The sequence below is a fragment of the Deltaproteobacteria bacterium genome (genome assembly GCA_020848905.1).
GTDB lineage: Bacteria > Myxococcota_A > Polyangia.
Genome location: JADLHG010000057.1, coordinates 149842 through 170718 on the forward strand (window position 1 = coordinate 149842; position 20877 = coordinate 170718).

Genomic DNA, 20877 nt, shown 5'->3' on the forward strand with positions numbered 1-20877 from the left:
CGCGGCGCTACTTCCGCCGGATGCGGCTCTTCTTCCCTGCAGTCGTCGGCGGTCGCGGAGCGACGAGAGTAGGCTTGCTCGACTCCGGGCGCGGCGCAGCGGTGGCCTCGGCGTCGCGCTTGACGGCCTGGATCACGGCCCGGGCGGCCGCGCTGGCGCGCTCACCAAGGGACTCGCGCGGCTTGGTCGGCGCCTGGGGAGCTGGGGCGGGCGCCGAGGGCTCCGGCGGGCGTCGGGCAGCGGTCGCGGGGGCCGGACGCAGGGGCGTCGGCCGCTGGGCCTGCACGGGACGCGGCGGGACGGAGGTGCGGGGCGTTGCGGCGGCGCGCTGCGCGGCGGCGGCTGCTGCTGCTGCGGGGTTCGCTCTCGGCTGCGGCTGAACGGGCACGCGCGAAGGGGCCGGAGCTGGCGCGGGGGCCGCGGCGACGGGAGCCTCGGCCTCTCGAGGGGGCCGAGCCGGACGGGGTGCCGGCCTCGTGACCGGACGAGCGGGGGCTGGCGCTGCGACACGCGGGGCGACCGTCGGCCGCGCGGGCGCTGCGGGTCGCGCAGGCGGCTCGATCGTCGCCTCCGCCGCCGTCGTCGGGGCGGCCGGGATGGGTTGCGAGGCTCTCTCGGCCAGACGGGCCGCCGGACGGGGCGTCGCGACGCGGGCCACCGCAGCGCGCGCGGGGACATGCACGCGCGGGGCGTCCAGGTCCCCCATGTCCACGTTGCCGCGGAACGAGGAGCCTTCGACGAGCACGATGCGGGGCGCGGTCAGGTCCCCCACCACGCGACCCTGCTCGGTGATGTGCACGAGGTCCGAGGCCGTGATGTTTCCCATCACCGTGCCGCTGATCACCGCACGACTGACCTGCACGTCGGCGACCACGATGCCGCTCGGCTCCACGAAGAGGGTCTGGCTCAGCGTGATGTTGCCGTCCACCCGGCCGACGACGCGCAGATCCTCGTCCCCCTGCACGTTGCCGGTCACATGCGTGCTCGGGCCCACCACGGTCACTTGGGTCGTCATTGGCGTCTCCGAACGTTACACGTCCATGTCGACGTTGCCCCTGAACGCGGCGCCGTCGGCGATGAGAATGCGGGGGGCCTTGATGTCCCCGACCATGCGGCAGTCGGGCTTGAGCTCCACCTTGTCGGTGGCCGAGATGTTGCCCGTCACCTGGCCGTTGACGGTCACCGTGGCGGTCTGGATGTCGGCCTCCACCACGCCGGACCCCTCTACCAGCAGGTGGTCCTTCAGCGTGATCTTCCCCTTCACGGTTCCCTGGATCACGAGGTCTTCGTCCCCGCTGATCTCGCCGTCAATGACGATGGAGCTGCCAATGATCGTGTTGGCCATGATCTCCTCCCGGGGCGCCGCTAGCGGGGCCCGACGTCGCGATACGACGCTCAATCCTTCAGTCCGGGAGGCAGCTTCACCTCCATCTCGATGCGGCCCTTGAAGCGCGCCCCCTCTTCGATGATGACGCGCGGCGCGCGGATGTTACCGGCCACTGTCGCCTCGGCGTTGATGGCCACGCTGTTCGTGGAGCGCACGTCACCGCGCACGATGCCGTTGACGGTCAGGTCCTGCACCTCCAGGTCGGCTTCCACGACTCCGGAGGCGTCGACGGTGAGGTGATTGCCGAGGAGGATCGATCCCTCGACGCGCCCCTCGATCACCAGATCCTCGTTGCCGGAGAGGCTGCCCCGGATCGTGATCTCTTTTCCGATAATGCAAGGCTGATCGGCCATTTGTGAACGACCTCTCGCGAGGGTGAATGCGCCTTGGACCGGCAACGGTCTAGCAACGGCTCGTCGCCCTGTCAAGCGACGGCGCGCCCTCGTGCTCGGGGTGTCGCGGCTATTCCTTCTTGCCGAAGATGCGACGGAAGATGCCGCTCTTGCGCGGCCTCACTCCCGCGCGCCCCGAGGTCGCCTCCTCCTCGACGACCTCCACGCCGTGGGGGTCCGTGGCTTCGTCCAGCACCGGGGGTTCACCGCGTGGCGGCGTGCCGGCCTGTGCCGACACGCGACCGGCGAGCGTTTCGAGCGGCGGTGGTTCCGGCGCCTCGGAGGCCCAGTCCTCGGACCCCGGAACCTCGGTCGCCGACGCGCGACGGTCGGCCCGGATTGCGGCCAGCGCCTCGAAGACCTCGTCGTGGAGGTCGGGGTCGCGCGTGAGCTCTTCCTCTCCGTCGAGGAGTTCGCTATCTCGGAGCTCCCCGTGGCCGAGGTCGCCGTTGCGCGTCGAGGTCTCGGTTTCCTCGAGGCCGGCGAAGTCCTCGAAGCCGTGGGCGTCCGTGTGCTCCTCCTCCTCCAGCCCGAACTCGTCGCCGGCGTGCAGCGCGGCGTCTGGTCCGCGCCCCCGGACGTCGTTTCTCGTCTGCTCGGCGAACCCCTCCGCGTCCTCCTCGGTGACGACATTGCGGGCGAGCTCCACGGCGCTGTACGGGACCTCGCTCGTGTCGTCCCCCTCGTTCGACGTGAGTCCGGCGAGCACCTCCTGCCAGACCTCGCTCGACAGGTCGTCCGCCCCCTCTCCCTCGTCGCTCTCGTCCTCGCGACCATCCTCTCGCGCGTGCTCCCCCTCTCGCGCGTGCTCCCCCTTTCGGGCGTGCTCCCCCTCGTGCTCTTCCTCGCGACGAGCCTCCGCCTCCTCGGGGCCCGCAGCCGCGGGCGGGCTCTCCTCCCAGGGCGCCGTCGGGGTGGCCGCCACGGCCGGTGCGAGCGCGCTCGCTGTCTGCTCCTCCGTCGGCACCCACGCGGGGGTGCTGCGCAGCCCGGTCCAGCCCCGTCCTTCGACCTGCGTCGGTGCGGGCGCGACGGGGGGCGCCGGTCGCGGTGGCTCGGGGAGCGCCGTGACCACGCTCGACTCCGCCGGATCGCTGAGGTCGAAGGCGGGCGGCTTGGGCGCATGGGGCGGGGGCGGCGTCGGTCGCGGCCGCTCGGGCACCTGCGCCGTGGACCGTCTGCGGCCGGTGGGCTGTCGCGCCCCTCCGAGGAGGCCTTCGATCTCCGGCAGGTCCTCGAGGGCAGGCGTGCTGCTCCGCACGGCAGCCAGGGTCTCCAGCACCCGGTCTTCGGGGATGCCCGCCTCTCTGAGCAAGCCGAGCAGCAGCTCCTCGGCGGTTGCCAGGGCGATCTCGATCCCGTTGCCCCCTTCGCGAGCGAGCTCGGCCCAGCGTTGGGGGTCTTCCTCCTCGGCCGGCGGCGGCGCCGCCACCTCGTCCGCGCGCAGTGGAGGGATCTCCTCGGTCGGTCGCAGGTGGGTGATCTCCACCGTCGGCAGCCTCTCCGACCGGCCCCCCTCGTGCCGCCGCGGCGCCTCCACCGGGGATGCCGGCGCGTCGCCGGGCGGCTCCACGCGGGGGCCAGGCTCCGGGACCTCCTCAGCTCGTGCGACCGGTTCCGCGGCGCGAGTCGAGGGTGATGCCGCTTCCTTGAGGCGCACGATGCGCTGCACCATCGCCTGGCTCTCGGCGTCGAGGCCGGTGAAGCGCACCCCCATGCCGTGCGCGTTCGTTGGGTGCGCGGCGTCGTACTCCTTGATCCAGATGACCCGCCCTTCGCCGCGAATGAGCCGCGTCCCGTCGCGCAGCAGGAGCTCGAAGCGCAGCGCCGTGCCGACCGGCTGCGGGGCGCGACTCTGGATGAACATCCCCCCCGGGCTGATGTTGGCGGCGTACTTGTCGACGAACGTCTCCACGTCCGGGTACTTCAACCGGATGCGCATCGACACCGCAGATTTGTCCGTGCTGGGCATGTTGGGTCGCGGGATGTCCGCCCTTCCGCGCCGCTCGGGGGCCCGATCTAACTAAACGAACGCCGCGCTGCAAACGAGCGCCACGCTGCTCGAAGGAGAATGTTCGCACTCCCCTACGGGAGTGTCAACCGAGCGGAATCTAAGGGCCCGGGCCGGGTCCCAACGATTGAATCCCCGCGGGGATGTGCTATCCGAGGCTGGCCGAGACGAGCTCCGGCACCTTGGCCAGCGCCTCGTCGAGCAGCTCGAGTCGAGGGCCTCCCGCCTGTGCCATGTCCGGCCGTCCCCCTCCGCGTCCGTCGAGCATCTCGGCCAGCGCTCCGACGAGCTTGCCCGCGTGCACGCGGCCCACGAGGTCCTTGGTGACCATCGCGAGGAGCGTGGCCTTCCCCTCGTGCTCTCCGGCCAGCACCAGCACTCCGCTCCCCAGTCGGTCGCGCAGCGTGTCTCCCGCCTCGCGCAGGACCTTGGGCTCTCCGGACTCGACCCGCGTCACGAGGAGCCTCACCCCCTTCAGCTCCTGCACGCGCGCCATCAGATCCGTGCCGCCCCCCGTGGCGAGCTTCTGCTTGAGGGTCGCCACCTCGCGCTCGACCTCCTTGAGCTGGCCCAGGAGCCGTTCGACCCGCTCCGCCGCTTGCTCGGGGCCGCAGCGCAGGAGCTGGGCCACCGCGCGCAGCGTCTCCTCGGTGGCGTGCGCGTGGGCGAGAGCCCCGGCTCCGGTCAACGCAGTGATGCGTCTCACGCCCATGGCGAGGGACTCTTCCGAGGTGATGCGCAGCAGCCCTATCTCTCCGGCGCGGCGCACGTGCGTGCCGCCGCAGAGCTCCACCGACGCGCTGCCGACGTGCACGACGCGCACGCGGTCGCCGTACTTCTCGCCGAAAAGCGCCATCGCTCCCGTCTGCCGCGCCTCGTCGAAGGACATCAGATCGGTGCGGCTCTCGCCGTCGCCGCGGATCTCGCGGTTCACGAGCTCCTCGACGCGGCGGAGCTGCTCGTCCGTCATGGGCTCGAAGTGGCTGAAGTCGAACCGCAGGTAGTCGGGGCCGACGAGCGAACCCTTCTGCGCGACGTGCGGCCCCAGCACGCTTCGCAGCGCGTGGTGCAGCAGATGCGTCGCGCTGTGGTTCAGCCGGATCGCCTGGCGCCGCTCGCTGTCCACCTGGAGCTCGAGGCGCTCGCCGGTCGCGAGCCGTCCCTTCACCACGCGTCCCTGGTGCACGACCAGGGCTCCGCCCGGCTTGAGCGTGTCGCTCGCCTCCACCTCGCCGTGCGGTCCCACGAGGCGGCCCGTGTCTCCGACCTGGCCGCCCGCGCGCCCGTAGAACGGGGTGCTGCGCGTGACGACCTCCACCGTCTGGCCTTCGACGGCGCTCGCGACGCGCGCTCCGCCCACGAGCAGCGCCAGGACCTCGCTCGTTCCCCGCGTCTCGTCGTAGCCCACGAACTCGGTCGGGCCGAGCTCTTCGAGGAGCTCCTTGTAGATGGCCGCGACGGCCTCGTCGCCTACCTTGCTGTCGCCGGCGCCGTGGGTCTGGACCACCCACTTCTGGGCCGCCTCCTCGTCCACCGCCAGACCGGCCTCCTCGGCGATGATGCGCGTCAGGTCGAGCGGGAAGCCGTCCGTGGCGTAGAGGTCGCCGACGAAGGAGACCGCGAGCGTCCGCTCGCCGGCGCTCCGCGCGACCCCCACCGCCTCCTGCAGCTTCTGGAGCCCCCGGGTCAGCGTGCGACGGAAGGCGGCCTCCTCCGCCTGCACGATGCGCTGGATGAGTTCCCGTCGCTCCACGAGCTCGGGGTAGGCCGCGCCCATGCGCTCGACCACCTGATCGCAGACCTTGTGGAAGAAGGGCTCGTCGAACCCGAGGAGGCTTCCGTGGCGGATGGCGCGCCGCATGATGCGCCGGAGCACGTACTCGCGCCCCCCCTTCTCGGGGAACACTCCGTCGGCGATGCAGAAGGCCGTCGCCCGCGCGTGGTCGGCGACGACGCGCAGGCTCACGTCCTGGTCGCCCCCCGCGCCATACTTCTTGCGCGCGAGCTCGGCGGTGAGGTCGATGAGCGGCCGCAGGAGATCCGTCTCGAAGGTGGAGGTCTTGCCCTGCGAGACCGCGGCGAGGCGCTCGAGCCCCATCCCGGTGTCCACGCCCGTGCGCTTGAGCGGCACGAGTCTTCCGTCGGGCTGGCGCTCGAACTGCATGAACACGAGGTTCCAGATCTCCACCCAGCGGTCGCACTCGCAGGCCACCCCGAGACAGGTCGCGGCGGTGCAGGGCAGGTGCGCCCCCTGGAAGTAGTGGATCTCCGAACACGGCCCGCACGGGCCGGTGTCGCCCATGGCCCAGAAGTTGTCGGCCTTGCCGAGGCGCACGACGCGCTCTGCCGGCAACCCCACCTCCTTCTGCCACAGAGCGGCCGCCTCCTCGTCGGCGGCGATCCCGTCCTCGCCCGCGAAGACCGTGCCCGCCATGCGGGTCGGGTCGAGGCCGATCTCCTCGGTCAGGAAGCTCCACGCGAAGCGAATCGCGTCGGCCTTGAAGTAGTCGCCGAAGGAGAAGTTGCCGAGCATCTCGAAGAAGGTGTGGTGCCGCGCGGTTCGTCCCACGCTCTCCAGGTCGTTGTGCTTGCCGCTCACGCGCAGGCACTTCTGGGCCGTGACGGCGCGGGTGTACGGCCGGCTCTCAGCCCCCACGAACACGTCCTTGAACTGGACCATCCCCGCGTTCGTGAAATAGAGGGTGGGGTCGTTTTGCGGAACGATCGAGGAGCTCCGCACCATCTGGTGCTGGTGCCGTGCAAAGAACTCGAGGAACTTCGTTCGGATCGTGGCGGCGTCCATGCGCTCTCTCGTCCCGGTGGCGGGGAGTCGCCGTTATAGCAAGCCGTGCCCCTCGGTCAATAGGCGCCCCCCGGCACGCAGTCGCGACGGAGGTCAGTACGCGTACCCGACGTTCACCGCACCGCCGGTGTAGACGTCCAGCGCGCCTCCGGCGTGTTTGCAGCCGAGGGTCTGACGGTAGCAGAGGCCGTCGAAGTCGAAGAAGTATCGCCGATAGAACCACGAGCCGCGCACGAAGAACCCGCTGATCGAGGTGTAGATGCCGAGCGAGAGATCGATGCCGCCGGTGGAGCTCTTGCCGTAACCGGTGGAGTCAGTCTTCTCGATGTCACCGGCCGAGAAGGTGAGGAGGTAGTCGAACGTGCCGCTGAAACCAAAGGCGAAGCGTCGCGTTCGGTACGCCGGGACCTCCACGCCCAGGAGCGCGAGCTTCACGTAGGTGTAGGTGATGTTCGGCAGCGGGATCAGGTTCTCCTCCGTCTGGAAGACGAAGGCGAGCTGTCCGAAATCGACGCCGACCTTCAGGATCGGACTCGAGGCCCGGCTGAGAATGTTCCAGCGGAAGCGGAGCCCTCCCTCGAAGAGCTGCACGACGGTGCCGGCTTCGCCGCGTCCGCCCTCCACCTTGGACTTGAGGCCGACCACTCGATAGAAGCGCGCGACGAAACCGAAGTTGGCCAGGATGTTCCGCATGAAAGGAGCGAGCGGATAGACCGCTCCGTCGATGGCGATGGCCGGAACCACGCTCGGTGTGCGGTAGTCGGCCGGTTCCGCCGGCTCGACGGGGTCGTTGAAGGCGAAGGTTCGGTTGAGCAGGACGAGCCCGACCGAGGCTTCGACGATGCTCTCCCAGGGAGGGCGCGTCGTGCCGCGCTTGCGGTCGTCGGGGTCCGCGTCGCGGTCTCCTCCTCGCGCGCCAGGACGCTTCCGCAGGCCCGGCCCGTGGCGACCGGACTTCTGCCCCCCTTCGCGCCGGCCCACCGAGAATCCGAGGTCTTCTCCGGCGCCCCGATCACGCTCCTCGCCACCCTCTCCCTCGTAGTCGCTTCCGCCGCTCGCCACCCGGCGTTGCCTAGGCGGCGGACGCGGGGCGACCCGCGGCGGCTCCTCGGGAGCGGCGGCCTGGCCGTCGTCGCCGGGGTCCGTCGTGGCCGGGTCTCCCTCCGGCGCAGGCTGAACGGCGGGCTGCTCCGGTGGGACGGGGACGGGCCGGACGCGGACGGGGGCCGGTCGCGCGGGGCGGCGAGCGGGCCTGGCCACGGCCACGCGGGCTGCCCCCGCGGGAGGGCGGGTCGCCGCGAGCAGGTCGAGCACGGCTCCCGCCACCCGACGGGCCGTCAGGGGATCGAGCCGCGTGCCGCGCAGGGGGAAAGCCCGATTCCCGACGCGTGCGCCGTTGTGTCCCGACTGGACCTGGATGCGTAGCACCCAGCGCCCGCCGAGGCGGCTGATAGATCCGCGGATCACGGCCGAGACGCCGAGCACGCGGGCGGCGGCCGCGACCCCCGCTGCAGAACCGGCGTCCGTCCCTTCCTGTTGCGCCGCCCGTGAGAAGGCGCTTCCGGGCAGGACCCGGTAGCGGCCGCCGAGCGCGCGGCGCACGGTGCTCGTGGCCTCGCTGCCCTGCGGCCCGCCGAAGGTGTAGAGCGCTACGGCCTTGTTGGCGCCGGCGTCGAGGCTCCAGAGCGCCATGCCGACGAGGATCGCCCACGGTATCCAGCGAGATCCGTGCGCCGTTGCCGTCATGAGGCGTGAGCCGTGATCAATTGGCCACTACGTGGAGCTGAAGCCCCCGACGACGTTGTCGTCGACCCACTGCTTCGTTCCGGCCACGCCGCGGAAGTAGAGGGCGAAGTCGTCCGGGTTCGTCGCGTGCATGAGAGCGGTCTCGTAGGTCACCACGCGTCGCTGGACGAGCTCCGTGAGCGCCTGATCGAACGAGATCATGCCGTACGGCTCGCGTCCCTCGGCGATGGCTTGGTGGATCTCCGGCGTTCGGTGCTGGTCCTCGATGAGCTCTCGCACACGTGCCGTGGCGACGAGCACCTCGACGGCCGGGGCCATCCCCTTGCCGTCGGCGCGGGGGAGCAATCGCTGCGAGACGACCCCCTTGAGCACCGACGCGAGCTGCAGGCGTATCTGCGTCTGCTGGTGCGGCGGGAAGGCCGAGATGGTGCGGTTGACCGTCTCCACGGCGTCCGTGGTGTGCAGGGTCGAGAGCACCAGGTGCCCCGTCTCCGCCGCGAGCAGGGCGGTACCGATCGTCTCCGCGTCGCGCATCTCGCCGACGAGAATCACGTCGGGGTCCTGGCGCAGGGCTGCGCGAAGGGCGCGACTGAAAGACGTGGTGTCCAGACCTAGCTCCCGCTGGTTGATCACGCTGCGGCGGTCGGTGAACGAGTACTCGATCGGGTCCTCGACCGTCACAATGTGATACGCAAACTTCCGGTTGATGTGCTCCATCATCGCGGCGAGCGTCGTCGATTTTCCGCTGCCCGTGACGCCGGTGACGAGCACGAGACCGCGCGGCTCCTCGGAGAGCTTGAGCACCACGTCGGGCAGCCCGAGCGCCTCGAAGGGGGGGACCTCGGGCGGAATCAATCGAAGCACTACGCCGAGCGTGCCGCGCTGCGTGAAGACGTTGACGCGGAAGCGCACCCCGTCGGGGAGGCTGTGGGCCAGGTCCACCTCGTGGTACTGCTCGAACTCGGTCCTTTGCCGAGGATTCATGATGTGGTCGGTGAAGGCCCGCATCGCCTCCTCGGAGAGGGCCGGGATGTCGCGGACGGTGCGGAGGTCTCCCTTGAGCCGGAAGATGGGGGGCAGGCCGACCTTGAGGTGGATGTCCGAGGCGCCCAGCCGGCGGGCCGCGGTGAGGACCCGTTCGATGCCTGCGATGCCACTGTCCATGCGGACAAGCTACCACACCGGCAGGGGAATCGCCATGGACGTCCCCCTCTCGCTCTGGTAGGAAGGCGTCAGGCTGAGAGCTCTCATCGTCGCTCAACCAGGGAAGCGAGCTGCGCCCCGGCACATGTCTGCTTGCCCGCATTGCGAGGTCCAGGTCAGTCCCGCGGACGTGTTCTGCAAGAGCTGCGGTGCCCGTCTGGTGCGCGGAGGAGGGCCGCAGCAGGCTCCCGGCGCCGGACCGGAGCCGGATCTCGAGGAGGACGGGTCCGCGGCGAGAGGCCCGTCGACCAAGCTGGTGCTCGTGCTCCTCCTCGATCTCTGCTTGCTCGGGGCGTCGGCGGCGCTGGTCTACGCCACGCTCTCGCGGTTTCGCCCGTCGTCCGGGACGGGAGGGGCGACCGGCCCGGCCGACGCGGCGGAGGTACGCGCTCCGAGAGATGCCGGCGTTGCCGATGCCGCTCGTGCACGGCCGGACGGACACCTGCGCGATGCGGCCCGACGGTGGGACCTCCGAAGTGTTCGCGGGCGCGGCAAGGGGGGCGGTCGTCGCGTCGGACCGGACCCGCTTCCGCTGCCCCTCGACGGAAACAGGCTGGATGCGGCGGGCCCGGTGGGAGCGGCCGATGCGGCCCCCCCGGTGGCGGTGGACGCGGCGGCGCCGTCCACGTCACCGGACGCGGCAGGTAGCTCCGGCCTCGTCCCCGCGCTGCGCTCCCCGGTGCGCCGGTAGGCGCGGAGTTGCCGGTTTTCGGCTACGCTCGGGGGCGAGCACCCACGGCCTCTTCCAGACCCTGGGGAGCGCGCGCGAAGGAACGAGACGGGGACATGACGCGCGCGGGCGCTGAGGAAAGGAAGCCAGGATGAGCACACTCTTCGAGCTTCCCGACGCACAGCGGGAGGCGCTGCGGGGGATCGAGGTGCTGCTCGTCGACCGCGATGAGCGGGTGCGAGACGGCTTCCGCAAGCTCTTGGCCTCGGCGGGGGTGCTGGTCACGGCGACGGAGGACGACGCGCGGGCCCTGGAGTGGGCGCGCGAGAAATACTTCTCGGTCGCCGTGGTGGACGTGGACACGCCCGCTCACGACGCCGGCCTCGGGCTTCTGCGCGAGCTTCGTGCCGCCTCTCCCGCCACCGCCGTGGTGTTGCTCTCCGCGCGGCAAACCTTCGACATCGCAGCCGACGGTTTCCGCGCAGGCGCCGCCGACGTGGTGGCCAAGTCGCCGGAGAACGTGAGCTACCTGACCGAGCAGGTGGTGAAGCTCTGCCTGCGCTCGGCCAAGACGGAGACCCGGGACAGGCTGCTCTCCGAGGTGCTGGACGTACACGAGCAATTCCTCAAGCGCCTCATCGACGCCACGCGCCGAGCGGCCATGGCCGAGGAGGCGGCGGGCGGCGGGTCGCAGGTGACCGCAGACGTTCGCGAGTGCGTGGTGCTCGTCGTCGACGACAACCCGCGCAACGGCCCGTCGATGCAGGCCGCTCTCGGCACGACGACCGGCTACAGGGTCTTCACGGCGCTCACTGGCGGAGAGGCGCTGGACTTCGTGGGGCAGCATCGCTTTCAGATCGCCCTCGTGAAGGAGGGGCTGCCGGACCTGCCGAGCAGCATGGTCATCAAGAGCCTCAAGGGGGAGGTTCCCGACGGCATCGTGCTGGTCTACCTCCCGCCGGGGGAGACGCCCGGCCGCGTCGAGATCGTGCAGGAGAACAGCCAGCACCTGGTCCTGATTCCCGAGTTCACCGACGGAGACCAGCTCGTGGGGCAGATGCAGGAACTGCGAGAAGCCTACGTGGCCAAGGTGCGAGAGCGGCGCTACCTGCAGTTCTTTCGACGCGAGCACTACGACTTCCTGCGCCGCTACGTGGAGCTCCGTCAAAAGATCACCGCGCTGCTGCCCCCGGGCAAGACGGCGCCTGCCGAGTAGCCGATGCACGACGAGATACGCCCGCTGATGGTCGGGATCGCCGGTGGAACCGGTTCGGGGAAGAGTACCGTGGCTCGCAAGATCGCGGCGGGTCTCCCCTCGGGAGCGGCGGTGGTCCTCGAGCACGACGCGTACTACCGCGATCACTCCGAGGTCCCGCACGTCGATCGTGCGCTGCTCAACTACGATCATCCCGACGCGCTGGACAACGAACTGCTCGTCCGCCACCTCGGCGAGCTGCGCTGCGGCCGGGGGGTCGACGTTCCGATCTACGACTTCAAGACGCACGCGCGGCGGGCCGAGACGCGCCGCGTGGAGCCGGCGCGGGTCATCATCCTCGAGGGGATCCTCGTCTTCGTCGAGGAGTCGATACGCGCGCTCCTGGACATGAAGATCTTCGTGGACACCGACGCGGACATCCGCATCATGCGCCGCGTGCGGCGGGATATCGAGGAGCGCGGACGCGACTTCGCGAGCGTGCGGGAGCAGTACTACCGGACCGTGCGTCCCATGCACCAGCAATTCGTGGAGCCGTCGAAGCGTTGCGCCGACCTCGTGATCCCCGAGGGGGGCGAGAACCGCGTCGCCCTCGACACGATCGTCGGCAAGCTGCTCTACGTGCTGTCGAGCTAACCGCTTACATCAAGATGCCGCCGCCGCCGGTCGGGGCCGGCGCTCCGTCGGCGGAGGCCGGTGCCCCGGCGTCCGCGGGCGGGGCGGAGGGGGGCCGCGCACCCGTCGTCGGGGGTGAGGTGCCGGGCGCGTGCGGAGCGACGGTCGGCGAGGCGCCCCGTGGAGGAGCTCCAGGTGCGGGAGTCCCGAGGCCGGTCGCCGGGGGGCCCGGTGTGGGCGAGATGGCGCGCAGCAGGCTTTCGACGTGGGCGATCCAGTCCCCGAGATCCTCGTAGCGCCGGGGGTTCAGCCTCTGCGCTTCTTGCAGGCGCCCGAGGGACGCACGCAGCTCGGTCTCTGCGCGCGCGAGCCCGGCACGTCCTTCGCGATACACCAGCTCGGCCTGGAGCTCCTGCACCTCGGTGCGGCGCGTCCGGTGGGCCTCGAGGCGCGTGAGCCGCAAGGCCTGGTGGAGCTGGTCGCGCACGGCGGCAAAGTTGGGCGTGCCCGGGCTGGAGAGGGCGCGTCGCGCCTGCGCGACCAGAAATTCGACGACGGCGGCCTCGGCCTCCTCCTCGACGCCGAAGTGCTGCTCGGGGCAATCCACTCCCGCGGGCACCTTGAGGCCCGAGAAGGCGCCGGTCCCCGCCTCGAAGCCGAAGGGCAGGGGCATCCCTCGCCCGCGCTGGAGCTCGAGCCGGCCGTCGCTGCACACCACGCGGTAGCGACTTCGATTGCGCAGGCTCATGCCGAAGAGGAACACGATGACGACCGCCGTTCCCGCGAGCACCCACCCCCAAACCGGCAGCCCGAATGGGCGCCGCCGGTCGCGGTGGCGACGCGGCTCGTCGACGTCGTCTTCCTCGTCACCTGGTTGAGGTCGTCGCGGGCGGCCGGTGCTCACGCCTGGTGGGGGCGAGTCCCAGCCGCGGGCGATCGATTCTCGTGCGGCGCGCGCGCGGTCTCCCCGGTCGAGGAGCGTGGGATCGACCTCCACCTTTGGCGGGCCCTGCGTCCCTGCGGAACCGACCGGCCCTCCTGAGGGCGTGGTCTGGGCGCCGGGCCTCGCCTCGCTCCCCAGCTCCGAGTCGTCGCGGAGCCCCACCGGGGGCAGAGGTCGCGCTCCGGGGCCCAGCCCGTCGGGCGGCAAGTCCAGCTCCTCCTCCTCGGCGAGAGGGGCCGGTGCGTCCTGCGTGCTCGCGGCAGAGTCCGCCGCCGAGATCGGCGCCGGGACAGCTCCAGCGGCTGACGGCGCGGGAGAGGGCACCGCCTCGCCGGAGCGAGGGCTCGGCTCTTCCGATGGTGCTTGCGGGTCGCGCTCGCTCATATCCGGGTAGCAGGAGCATACCTGCTTCCGCGCGGCTCAGCCAACGGCCCCGAGGAAAGGCCCCCGAGGCTCAGGGGCACTCACACGTACGCGTTGTTCATGATCTCGCCGAAGCCGCCGCCCCCCGGGATGATGTAGCCGTTCTCGTTGAGACCGCGCTCCCGGTCCCAGTACTGACCGGGGGCGGCCGCGAGCACCTCCTCGGGAGACAGCCCGCGGTCGAGGCGGTAGGCGTAGACCAGCGTATCCGGGCTGGCTTCGGCCAGCCGTCGGATGTACTCGGGGGTCACGATCAGGTTGAGCGTGATGACGCGCGCCGGCTTCCCGGGGACGTGCTGGCGGTAGTGCTCGAGGAGCGTGACCAGCGTCGCCCCCGTGGCGCCCATCGGGTCGGGGATGATCAGCGTCGTGTTCTCCACGGTCCCGCCGATCTTCGCGCCGTGGATCGCCGCCCCCTGCACCTGCCCGCTGGCGTTGGTCGTGCGATTCATGAGCATGTGGTCCTGGCGCACCCCCGAGGGCTCGAGGATCTCGTTCAGGAAGTCGTAGCAGACCTGCGCGGGGAAGATGCCCGCGCGCGCGACGCACACGACCGCGACCTTGGCGTGGGGGTCCACGATGCGCCCCTTCCAGAGCGCCGCGGGGTTGGCCCGTACCATGCGCGTCGGGACGCGGACCTCCATCGTCGGGAGCTCGCGCGCCGCCACGGCGCAGACCATCTGGCGGTAGAGAGCCTCCACGAGTCGGTTGATCTTGGGCTGGACGGTCTCCTCCGCGCAGAGCTTGGCGAGGAGCGTGAGCGCCAGAGGATCGTCGAGAATGTGAACCTGCGGGCCGTAGTGGTGTCCGATTTCGCCGCGCATCAGGACCTCCCGGAGCCAAAGGGTTGGAGAGCAGGCATGCCGATGATTGCACTCACTGGTTGGGCATGCCGAAGCTGATGCTGGCCTGCCGGCCCGCCTCGATGATCACGATTCGCGTGGGAGAGAAGGTCTGTTCCTTCTCGAAGTAGACCTTCACGCGGTGCGTCCCCGGCGTCAGGAGGAGTCGCCGCAGGGGTGTGCGCGCCGCGACCTGCCGATCGTCCACGAAGACGCGTCCCGGGCGGTCGGTGGTCACCTCGAGAAACCCGGTGGCCGACTTGGCGCTCTCGCCCGCCGGCGGCCGCGCGTCGGGTCGTCGCCGCTTCCCGGCGTTGACGGGCCGCACCTTGACCTCGGGTCCCGTCGCCCCTCCGGAGACTGCCCGGTCGGTCGTACTGCCGTCTCCTCGGGCCGAGGAGGAATCCGGGGCGGCGCCGTCTCCTCGGCTGGCTTGCCCATGTTCCGCCGCGGCATCGGTCGGGGGCGGCCCGCCGACGGCGACGCCGCGCGGGGTGTTGCCCGACGCTCCACCGGGAGGACAGACCACGCGCTCCCGACCGTGGAAGAGGGCGTAGCCCGCACCGAGGCCCAGCGCGAAGAGCAGCGCACCGCCGGCTGCGAGCACGGCGCGTCGCGGTCCTCGCAGGGCCGCCTGGCGCCGCTTCTCCTCCTGCTCTCGCTCCGTGAGCGCCCGACGGAAGGCCGCGAGCGCTTCGTCCGGGGACCTCTGGATCGTCCGCGCCTCGTCGATGGCCTCCTGCGCCTGCCGTCCCGCCTCCTCGGGGTCCTGCAGTGTGTCGGCGACGGGAAGGGCGCCGCTCGGCGAGCGCGATGCACCGGCAGCGCGGGCGGCGCGATGACTCCCCGGTCCGGAGGCGTCGGGACGAATCACCGCCTTGGGAGCCGACGGGCTCCGGCTCTCGCTCGACGAGAGGCGGCCGCTCGGCTTCGGCACGCCGCGCGCGCTCAGCTGCGCAGCAGGCGTGGCGCGCGGTTCGCCGGGGGGCAACGCGGGCGCGATGATGTCCTCCGCCGAGTCCTCTTCGACCACATCCTCGTCGTCCTCGTCGTCCTCGTCGTCATTCGGCGCCGCGGCGCGCGTCACGGTCAGAGGCTTCGGTCGCTCGGCCGAGCGTACGCTTGGGTCCCCCGGCCTGGGCGATGGAGTCGCGCGCTTGGCCTCGGCCGTGCTCTTGCGCGGCTCGGCACCGTTCGGTCGAGGTTCGATCGCGATGCTCTTGACCTCCCCCGTCGGCTTCTTCCCCTCGGCCGGGGCCCCCTTCTTGGCCTCGGGGACCACCTTCCGCGTCTCCGCCGTGCCCTCCCCGGTGCCGGGGAGGGAGGGGACCCGTGGAGCCCCGCGCGAGGACTTCTCGTAGTAGGTCGTCGGGACCTCCTCGGGCTCCTCGGGCCCCTTGCGGAGCGCCGCGGCACGGCCGCTGACCGAGGCGTGTGAGGCCTCCGCCACCTTCTGCTCCACCGAGTCCGGTGCCGAGAGCAGCGTTCGCCGTACCGCCTGCACCTCGTCATCGACCATGCTCTCGGCGCTCGGACGCACCTCGGCGAGCGAGAGGCCGCCCAGGTCCGCGACCTCTCGCGGCGGCGGTCCCACGGTGTTGCGTACCAGCGCCGCGAGGTGCTGCGTCTCCATGCCGGGGGTGCTGACCTTGGCCAGCGCGTGCTTCAGGTCGTTGCCCATCTCCTCGGCGCTCTGGTAGCGCGTCTCGGGGTCCGGACTCAGGGCCTGCATGCACAGCTCGTCGATCTCCTCCGGGATGTCGGGGACGTGCGACGAGGGCGGCGGCAGCGGGCGTTCGAGCTGGTAGAGCTGCTGGGCCAGATTCACCGCGGTGTACGGCTTGACCCCCGTGAGGGCCTCGTACAGCGCCGCTCCGGCAGCGAAGATGTCGATGCGATGGTCGATGTCGAGCCCCTGGGCCTGCTCGCGGGGCATGTAGGAGAACTTGCCGCGAATGACTCCGGCGTGGCTGTGGTGCACCGAGATCGTGGCGCGGGCCAGCCCGAAATCGGCGAGCTTCACCTCCCCCTCGCGCGAGACGATCACATTGTGGGGGCTCACGTCGCGGTGGACGATCTTGAGCGGCTCGCCCTTGTCGTTGCGCCGCCGGTGCGCGTAGTCCAGCGCGTCCATCACCTGCGTCATGAGGTGGAGCGCCGTGGCGAGCGGAAGCGGTCGCGCCGAGCGCTCGTCGGGTCCGCGGATCAGGCGCCACAGGTCGCAGCCGTCCACGTACTCCATCGCGATGTAGTACGTGCTCGCGACCCGTCCGAAGTCGAAGACCTGGACGATGTTCGGGTGGGTCAACCAGACGGAGACGCGGGCCTCGTCCCCGAGCATGGTAACCAGTTGCTTGTCGGCGCAGAAGGGAGGCAGCAGCCGCTTGATGGCGAGAAGCTTCTGAAACCCCGTCGCGGACTCCGTGCGCGCAAGGAAGACCTCGGCCATCCCGCCCTTGCCGAGGGGGCGCAGCAATGTATAGGAGCCGAAGCGCTCAGGCTTCATCGGTCCGGGTGGAGCTCGCCGGTGAGGGTGCGTTTTCTCACGTCACCCTACCACAGGAGGGCCGGCGGTGACGAGTCGGGGGGCCGCACTATCGAAATAGCTCGGGGTCGAGCGGCACGTCGGGCTCCACCGCCTCGACGCGGATCGCCACGCGGTAGCGCCGCTTCCCCTCCACCTGCACGCGCATCCGTAGTGGCAGCGCGAGGGGTCCGACCTGGCGGTGCTCGTCGAAGAGCAGTCGGCGGTGGGTCCCATCGGGCCACCACTCCCGCAGCGCGGTGAGCCTCCCCGTGGCGGCCTGGATCTGCCAGCAGCGACGAACGTCCCCCGTTCCGCCGCGACAGAGGTCCATGGTCCCGTGGCCGTCGGTCCAGCTCGTCAGGTCGCCGGCCGGGCCTTCGGGGCGCACCGCCGCCCCCAGGCCGTATGCCGCCCGGAGGTCGGCCGCGATGGAGTCGAGGATCCCGGGGAGCTGACTTCTGCGCCGCAGGATCGCCGCCAGGTGCTTGATCTGCACCGCCTCCCCCTTCCCGAGCAGGTCGAAGAGCGGGAGGCTGAAGGGGCCGAGGACGCGCAGACGCAGCGAGGAAGGCCGCTGCACGGCGAGGACCCCCGTGAAACGGCGACGCTCGACGCCTCCCCCCGGAAGCGGGATCTCGAGCTCCACGCGGTGCACGGTCCTGAGGGTGCGGAAGCCGTCGCTTACGGCCCGGAGCGCGGCGAGCGCCTGAGCGGCACGAGGGGCCGGTGACGTCGCCCCGCCCGCGGCTCGCGCCTCGCGGCCGGGCGGAGGAGGGCAGCAGCCTGCGAGGCCGAGCAGCGCCAGCACCGTCGAGAGGTGGCGGCCGGGCGCCATCTCGCTACCGCGCGTGCCGGGGATAGGTCGGCGAGCGCAAGACGACGCGCATGACCCGGAGCGTGTCGTGCAGGCGATGGAAATGGGTGAGGTGGGGACCGCTCTGGTAGATGGTCTGGATGGGGACCCAGCGGACGCGCAACCCGAGCAGGCAGGCCCGCATGAGGAGCTCGGTTTCAGTCTCGAAGCGGCCGTCGTGCAGCGGCACCGAGGTGAGCAGGCGCCGTCCGTAGTAGCGAAAACCGCTCTGCGTGTCGAAGAGCCGCTTCCCGCAGAACAGGCTGATGAAGAAGGTGCTGATGTGGTTTCCAACGAAGCTGGAGGTGGGGATCTCGCCCCACGCGAGGCGGCGACGCCCGAGGACCAGATCCGCGTCCTCCGCTGCGACGGCGAACTTCGGGATCTCGCTCGGCGCGTGTTGGCTGTCGGCGTCCAGGGTGAGCACGCCGCGCGCGCCACGTGCGAGCGCCCACCGGAACCCCGAGCTGAGCGCGCTACCCTTGCCCCGGTTCCGGGGGTGCCTGAGCACCTCGGCTCCGGCCGCGTGGGCCACCTGCGCGGTGTCGTCGGTCGAGCCGTCGTCCACCACGAGGACCGGCAGTCCCTGTTCCCGGACGCCGGTCACCACGGCGGAGAGTGAGGACGCGGCGTTGTAGGCCGGTACGACGGCGAGAAGATCGACCACGGCGAGAACCTCGGGCGCGAAGATCGCCCCCGCAAGCGTAAAACGCAAGGTTCAAGGTGGAGGGCCGCCGGCGGTGGGCTGGTGGCTGAACGGCACGCCGCGGGGTCCGCGTAGAGGTATGCGGGTGGCGCGCCGGGTCGGGTTACGGCAACATTTTCCGGTGGAGGCGCATCCCGGCCGGAACCTTTGTCCGGGAAGACCTGTCGAACGGAGAGGCGGGCAGGCGGCGGGCGGAGACGCAACCAGACGAGGAGCGACGATGCGCAGGTCGTGGCAGCGGCAACGAGGTGGCCTCGGACTTCTCGCGGTGGCGGTCGGGCTCGGGACCGGCTGCGCCAGCAGTCTTCCGACGCGGCGGCTGGAGCTCGAGCCGATCAAGCTTCAGGCGACGGGGCGCGGCGAGAAGACCCGCGTCGAGGTCCTGGACGCGCAGTCCCTTTTCGAGCTCGGTAACGACCGGCTCTCGGGCAAGCAGTACGCCCCCGCCGTCGAGGCCTACGACCGCCTCGTGGAGCACTTCGCGTCCTCGAAGTACGTTCCTGCGTCTCTCTATAACGCGGGGCTGGCTTGGGAAGGGCGCGGCCGCTTCGACCGTGCCGCGGCAAGCTACCGACAGCTCGTGCAGCGCTTCGGGGCCACCAAGGATGCGCTCGACGCGGCCTTCCGTCTGGGCGGCGCGTACGCCGAGCTCCACAACTGGCGCGGCTCGGCGGACACCTACGCCTGGGTCCTCGCGCGCACGGACGTGACCCCGAGCGACCGCGTCGAGGCCCTTTCCCGCAAGGCGCTGGCGCACTTTCGGCTGCGGGAGGACCTCCCCTGCCGCGCCGCCGCCGAAGCCGCGATGCGCCTCTACCGCCAGTCGGAGACCGGGGACCCCCTGGCGACCGACTTCTTCGCCGCCATGGCCCAGTACTACCTGGGGGCGCTCCACCACCGCTCCTTTCGCGAGGCCAAGGTGAGCACGGGCGGGGGAATGGGGCCGGACCTGGATCGCAAGGCTCGCCTGCTCATCTCCGCGCAGGCGGGGTACATCGCGGCCGTCAAGGTCAAGAACCTGTACTGGGCCACTGCCGCGGGCTTTCAGATCGGTTCGCTGTATCGCGAGTTCTATAACGCCATGATGATCAGCGTCCCGGACTTCGACCCGCAGGCCCAGAAGAACGCCCGCAAGGCGAAGATCCCCGTGGCCGATGCCCGGGCCCAGCTCGCCCAAGTCTACCTGGAAGAGGTTCACAAAAAGATCTCACCCCTCTTGGAGAAGGCGGTCCGGGTCTTCGAAAAGAACGTGCTGGTGGCGGAGCGAATCGGGATCCGGAGCGCGTGGATCGACAAGAGCCGGCGGCAGCTCGAGCAGCTCAAACACCTGCTCTCCGCCTCGCCTTCGGACGCGGTGAAGCAGCTCCCGAAGCCGGGGGTGGTGCCGGAGGACGAGCCCGGCCAGCCGGCGGCGCCGCCGGAGGATCCGGGAACCGATCCGATCGCCCCCGCGCCCGAGAAGCCGGGCCGCGCCTACCTATAGAATAGGCGGCGTACGGCGGGGTCGGGAGCGCCCGTCCGGGACCCGTTTCCGACCTGGCCTGTCCGCGGGGAAATCCTCGATAGCTTGCAGCGTTACGCCCCTTTGCAAGAACGGTTCCCCTTCCTGCCAAAGACCTTGACACGCCCCCCGCCGGGCTATATACCTTCGCAACCTTGAGGCTTGGTCCCGCGGCGGGCCCTCGAGGGAGGGCGTTTCGTCTTACGCGTTTTGAATCTTTTGCGCGTTTGGGTCGTGGCTGCAGCGCCGAGCGGCGGAGGTTGCTGCGTTTTTGCCTTGATCGCGCCGCTTTCTTGTGGCAGACACTCGCCGCCCCCGGGCGCGGCCAATAAGGCGCATCGGCGACGGGAAAAAGGCCCTCGGGCACACGGATGCTGGCGTAGCTCAAGGGTAGAGCAGCTGCCTTGTAAGCAGCAGGTTGCGGGTTCGAGTCCCATCGCCAGCTCTTCAGGCAACGGGACAAACGACTGGAGGGGTTCCCGAGCGGCCAAAGGGAGCAGACTGTAAATCTGCCGTCATACGACTTCGGAGGTTCGAATCCTCCCCCCTCCACCGGTGCAGCAGCGAGCGAGGAGCAGGAGTTTGGTTGTCTACGTGCGGGAATAGCTCAGTTGGTAGAGCATCAGCCTTCCAAGCTGAGGGTCGCGGGTTCGAATCCCGTTTCCCGCTCTCGAGTGCAGACAGTGAAGTGAGGTTCGAGGAGTGATGCAGCACCCGCCCACATAGCTCAGTAGGTAGAGCACCTCCTTGGTAAGGAGGAGGTCACCGGTTCAAATCCGGTTGTGGGCTCCGTGAGGCAGTGACTCAGTTGACCGTGCCCGAGGGGAGGGATCGCTCGGCGCGACCAGTGGAGGAAAGGCCATGGCGAAGGAAAAGTTCGTACGAGACAAGCCGCATGTGAACGTGGGGACGATCGGGCACATCGACCACGGGAAGACGACGCTGACGGCGGCCATCACGAAGACGCTGGCGCTGAAGAAGTGGGCCTCGTTCGTGGCGTTCGATCAGATCGACAAGGCGCCGGAAGAGCGGGAGCGTGGGA

17 protein-coding genes and 4 tRNA genes are annotated in these 20877 nt (G+C 70.5%); 9 read left to right on the forward strand and 12 right to left on the reverse strand.

What is annotated here, in order from left to right:
• Positions 1-7: 7 nt before the first annotated feature.
• From IT371_25350 to IT371_25380, 7 genes are all read right to left on the reverse strand, one after another.
• Positions 8-1015, reverse strand: coding sequence for a polymer-forming cytoskeletal protein (locus IT371_25350; GenBank protein MCC6751008.1), 1008 nt, complete (start codon positions 1013-1015; stop codon positions 8-10).
• A 15-nt stretch (positions 1016-1030) separates the two neighbouring features.
• On the reverse strand, positions 1031-1345 hold the full coding sequence (locus tag IT371_25355) for a polymer-forming cytoskeletal protein (protein MCC6751009.1): 315 nt from the start codon (positions 1343-1345) through the stop codon (positions 1031-1033).
• Between the two features lie 50 nt (positions 1346-1395).
• A complete protein-coding gene (locus IT371_25360; GenBank protein MCC6751010.1) occupies positions 1396-1740 on the reverse strand; it encodes a polymer-forming cytoskeletal protein in 345 nt (114 codons plus the stop codon).
• Between the two features lie 109 nt (positions 1741-1849).
• Entirely contained in the window at positions 1850-3721 is a 1872-nt protein-coding gene (locus IT371_25365) for a TIGR02266 family protein (protein MCC6751011.1), read from the reverse strand.
• 217 nt (positions 3722-3938) lie between these two features.
• Entirely contained in the window at positions 3939-6593 is a 2655-nt protein-coding gene (gene alaS, locus IT371_25370; protein ID MCC6751012.1) for an alanine--tRNA ligase, read from the reverse strand.
• A gap of 93 nt (positions 6594-6686) precedes the next feature.
• Positions 6687-8285: a hypothetical protein gene (locus tag IT371_25375; protein ID MCC6751013.1), complete on the reverse strand. Its 1599-nt coding sequence runs from the start codon at positions 8283-8285 to the stop codon at positions 6687-6689.
• Positions 8286-8366: 81 nt separating this feature from the next.
• Positions 8367-9503, reverse strand: a complete 1137-nt coding sequence (locus tag IT371_25380; protein ID MCC6751014.1) for a type IV pilus twitching motility protein PilT — start codon at positions 9501-9503, stop codon at positions 8367-8369.
• Positions 9504-9627: 124 nt separating this feature from the next.
• Here IT371_25380 and IT371_25385 point away from each other — a divergent pair, with 124 nt between their 5' ends.
• The 3 genes from IT371_25385 to udk all read left to right on the forward strand — a co-directional run bounded on the left by IT371_25385 (position 9628) and on the right by udk (position 12061).
• Complete coding sequence (locus IT371_25385) at positions 9628-10233, forward strand: zinc ribbon domain-containing protein (protein ID MCC6751015.1); 606 nt, start codon at positions 9628-9630, stop codon at positions 10231-10233.
• A 130-nt stretch (positions 10234-10363) separates the two neighbouring features.
• The gene (locus IT371_25390) at positions 10364-11428 is read left to right on the forward strand and encodes a response regulator (protein MCC6751016.1); all 1065 of its coding nucleotides are present in this window, start codon (positions 10364-10366) and stop codon (positions 11426-11428) included.
• A gap of 3 nt (positions 11429-11431) precedes the next feature.
• Complete coding sequence (gene udk, locus IT371_25395; GenBank protein MCC6751017.1) at positions 11432-12061, forward strand: uridine kinase; 630 nt, start codon at positions 11432-11434, stop codon at positions 12059-12061.
• Between the two features lie 4 nt (positions 12062-12065).
• On the opposite strand, the gene IT371_25400 is transcribed toward udk, so the two are convergent.
• From IT371_25400 to IT371_25420, 5 genes are all read right to left on the reverse strand, one after another.
• Positions 12066-12830: a hypothetical protein gene (locus IT371_25400; GenBank protein ID MCC6751018.1), complete on the reverse strand. Its 765-nt coding sequence runs from the start codon at positions 12828-12830 to the stop codon at positions 12066-12068.
• A gap of 617 nt (positions 12831-13447) precedes the next feature.
• Positions 13448-14230: a uracil phosphoribosyltransferase gene (locus tag IT371_25405; GenBank protein MCC6751019.1), complete on the reverse strand. Its 783-nt coding sequence runs from the start codon at positions 14228-14230 to the stop codon at positions 13448-13450.
• A gap of 52 nt (positions 14231-14282) precedes the next feature.
• Positions 14283-16754 carry a protein kinase gene (locus tag IT371_25410; GenBank protein ID MCC6751020.1) on the reverse strand — a complete coding sequence of 824 codons (2472 nt, stop codon included), beginning with the start codon at positions 16752-16754 and terminating at the stop codon, positions 14283-14285.
• A gap of 88 nt (positions 16755-16842) precedes the next feature.
• Entirely contained in the window at positions 16843-17610 is a 768-nt protein-coding gene (locus IT371_25415) for a hypothetical protein (protein ID MCC6751021.1), read from the reverse strand.
• A gap of 4 nt (positions 17611-17614) precedes the next feature.
• Positions 17615-18295 (reverse strand): glycosyltransferase family 2 protein, encoded by a 681-nt coding sequence (locus IT371_25420; protein MCC6751022.1) that lies wholly within the window; start codon positions 18293-18295, stop codon positions 17615-17617.
• A gap of 259 nt (positions 18296-18554) precedes the next feature.
• Between IT371_25420 and IT371_25425 the strand changes: the two genes are divergently transcribed.
• From IT371_25425 to tuf, 6 genes are all read left to right on the forward strand, one after another.
• The gene (locus IT371_25425) at positions 18555-19817 is read left to right on the forward strand and encodes a hypothetical protein (GenBank protein MCC6751023.1); all 1263 of its coding nucleotides are present in this window, start codon (positions 18555-18557) and stop codon (positions 19815-19817) included.
• Positions 19818-20208: 391 nt separating this feature from the next.
• Positions 20209-20280, forward strand: a tRNA-Thr gene (locus IT371_25430).
• Positions 20281-20304: 24 nt separating this feature from the next.
• Positions 20305-20387 (forward strand) — tRNA-Tyr (locus tag IT371_25435).
• Positions 20388-20431: 44 nt separating this feature from the next.
• Positions 20432-20504: transfer RNA gene (locus IT371_25440), tRNA-Gly, on the forward strand.
• 47 nt (positions 20505-20551) lie between these two features.
• Positions 20552-20624: transfer RNA gene (locus IT371_25445), tRNA-Thr, on the forward strand.
• 72 nt (positions 20625-20696) lie between these two features.
• The coding region (gene tuf, locus IT371_25450) for an elongation factor Tu (GenBank protein MCC6751024.1) at positions 20697-20877 on the forward strand (181 nt) is incomplete at its 3' end.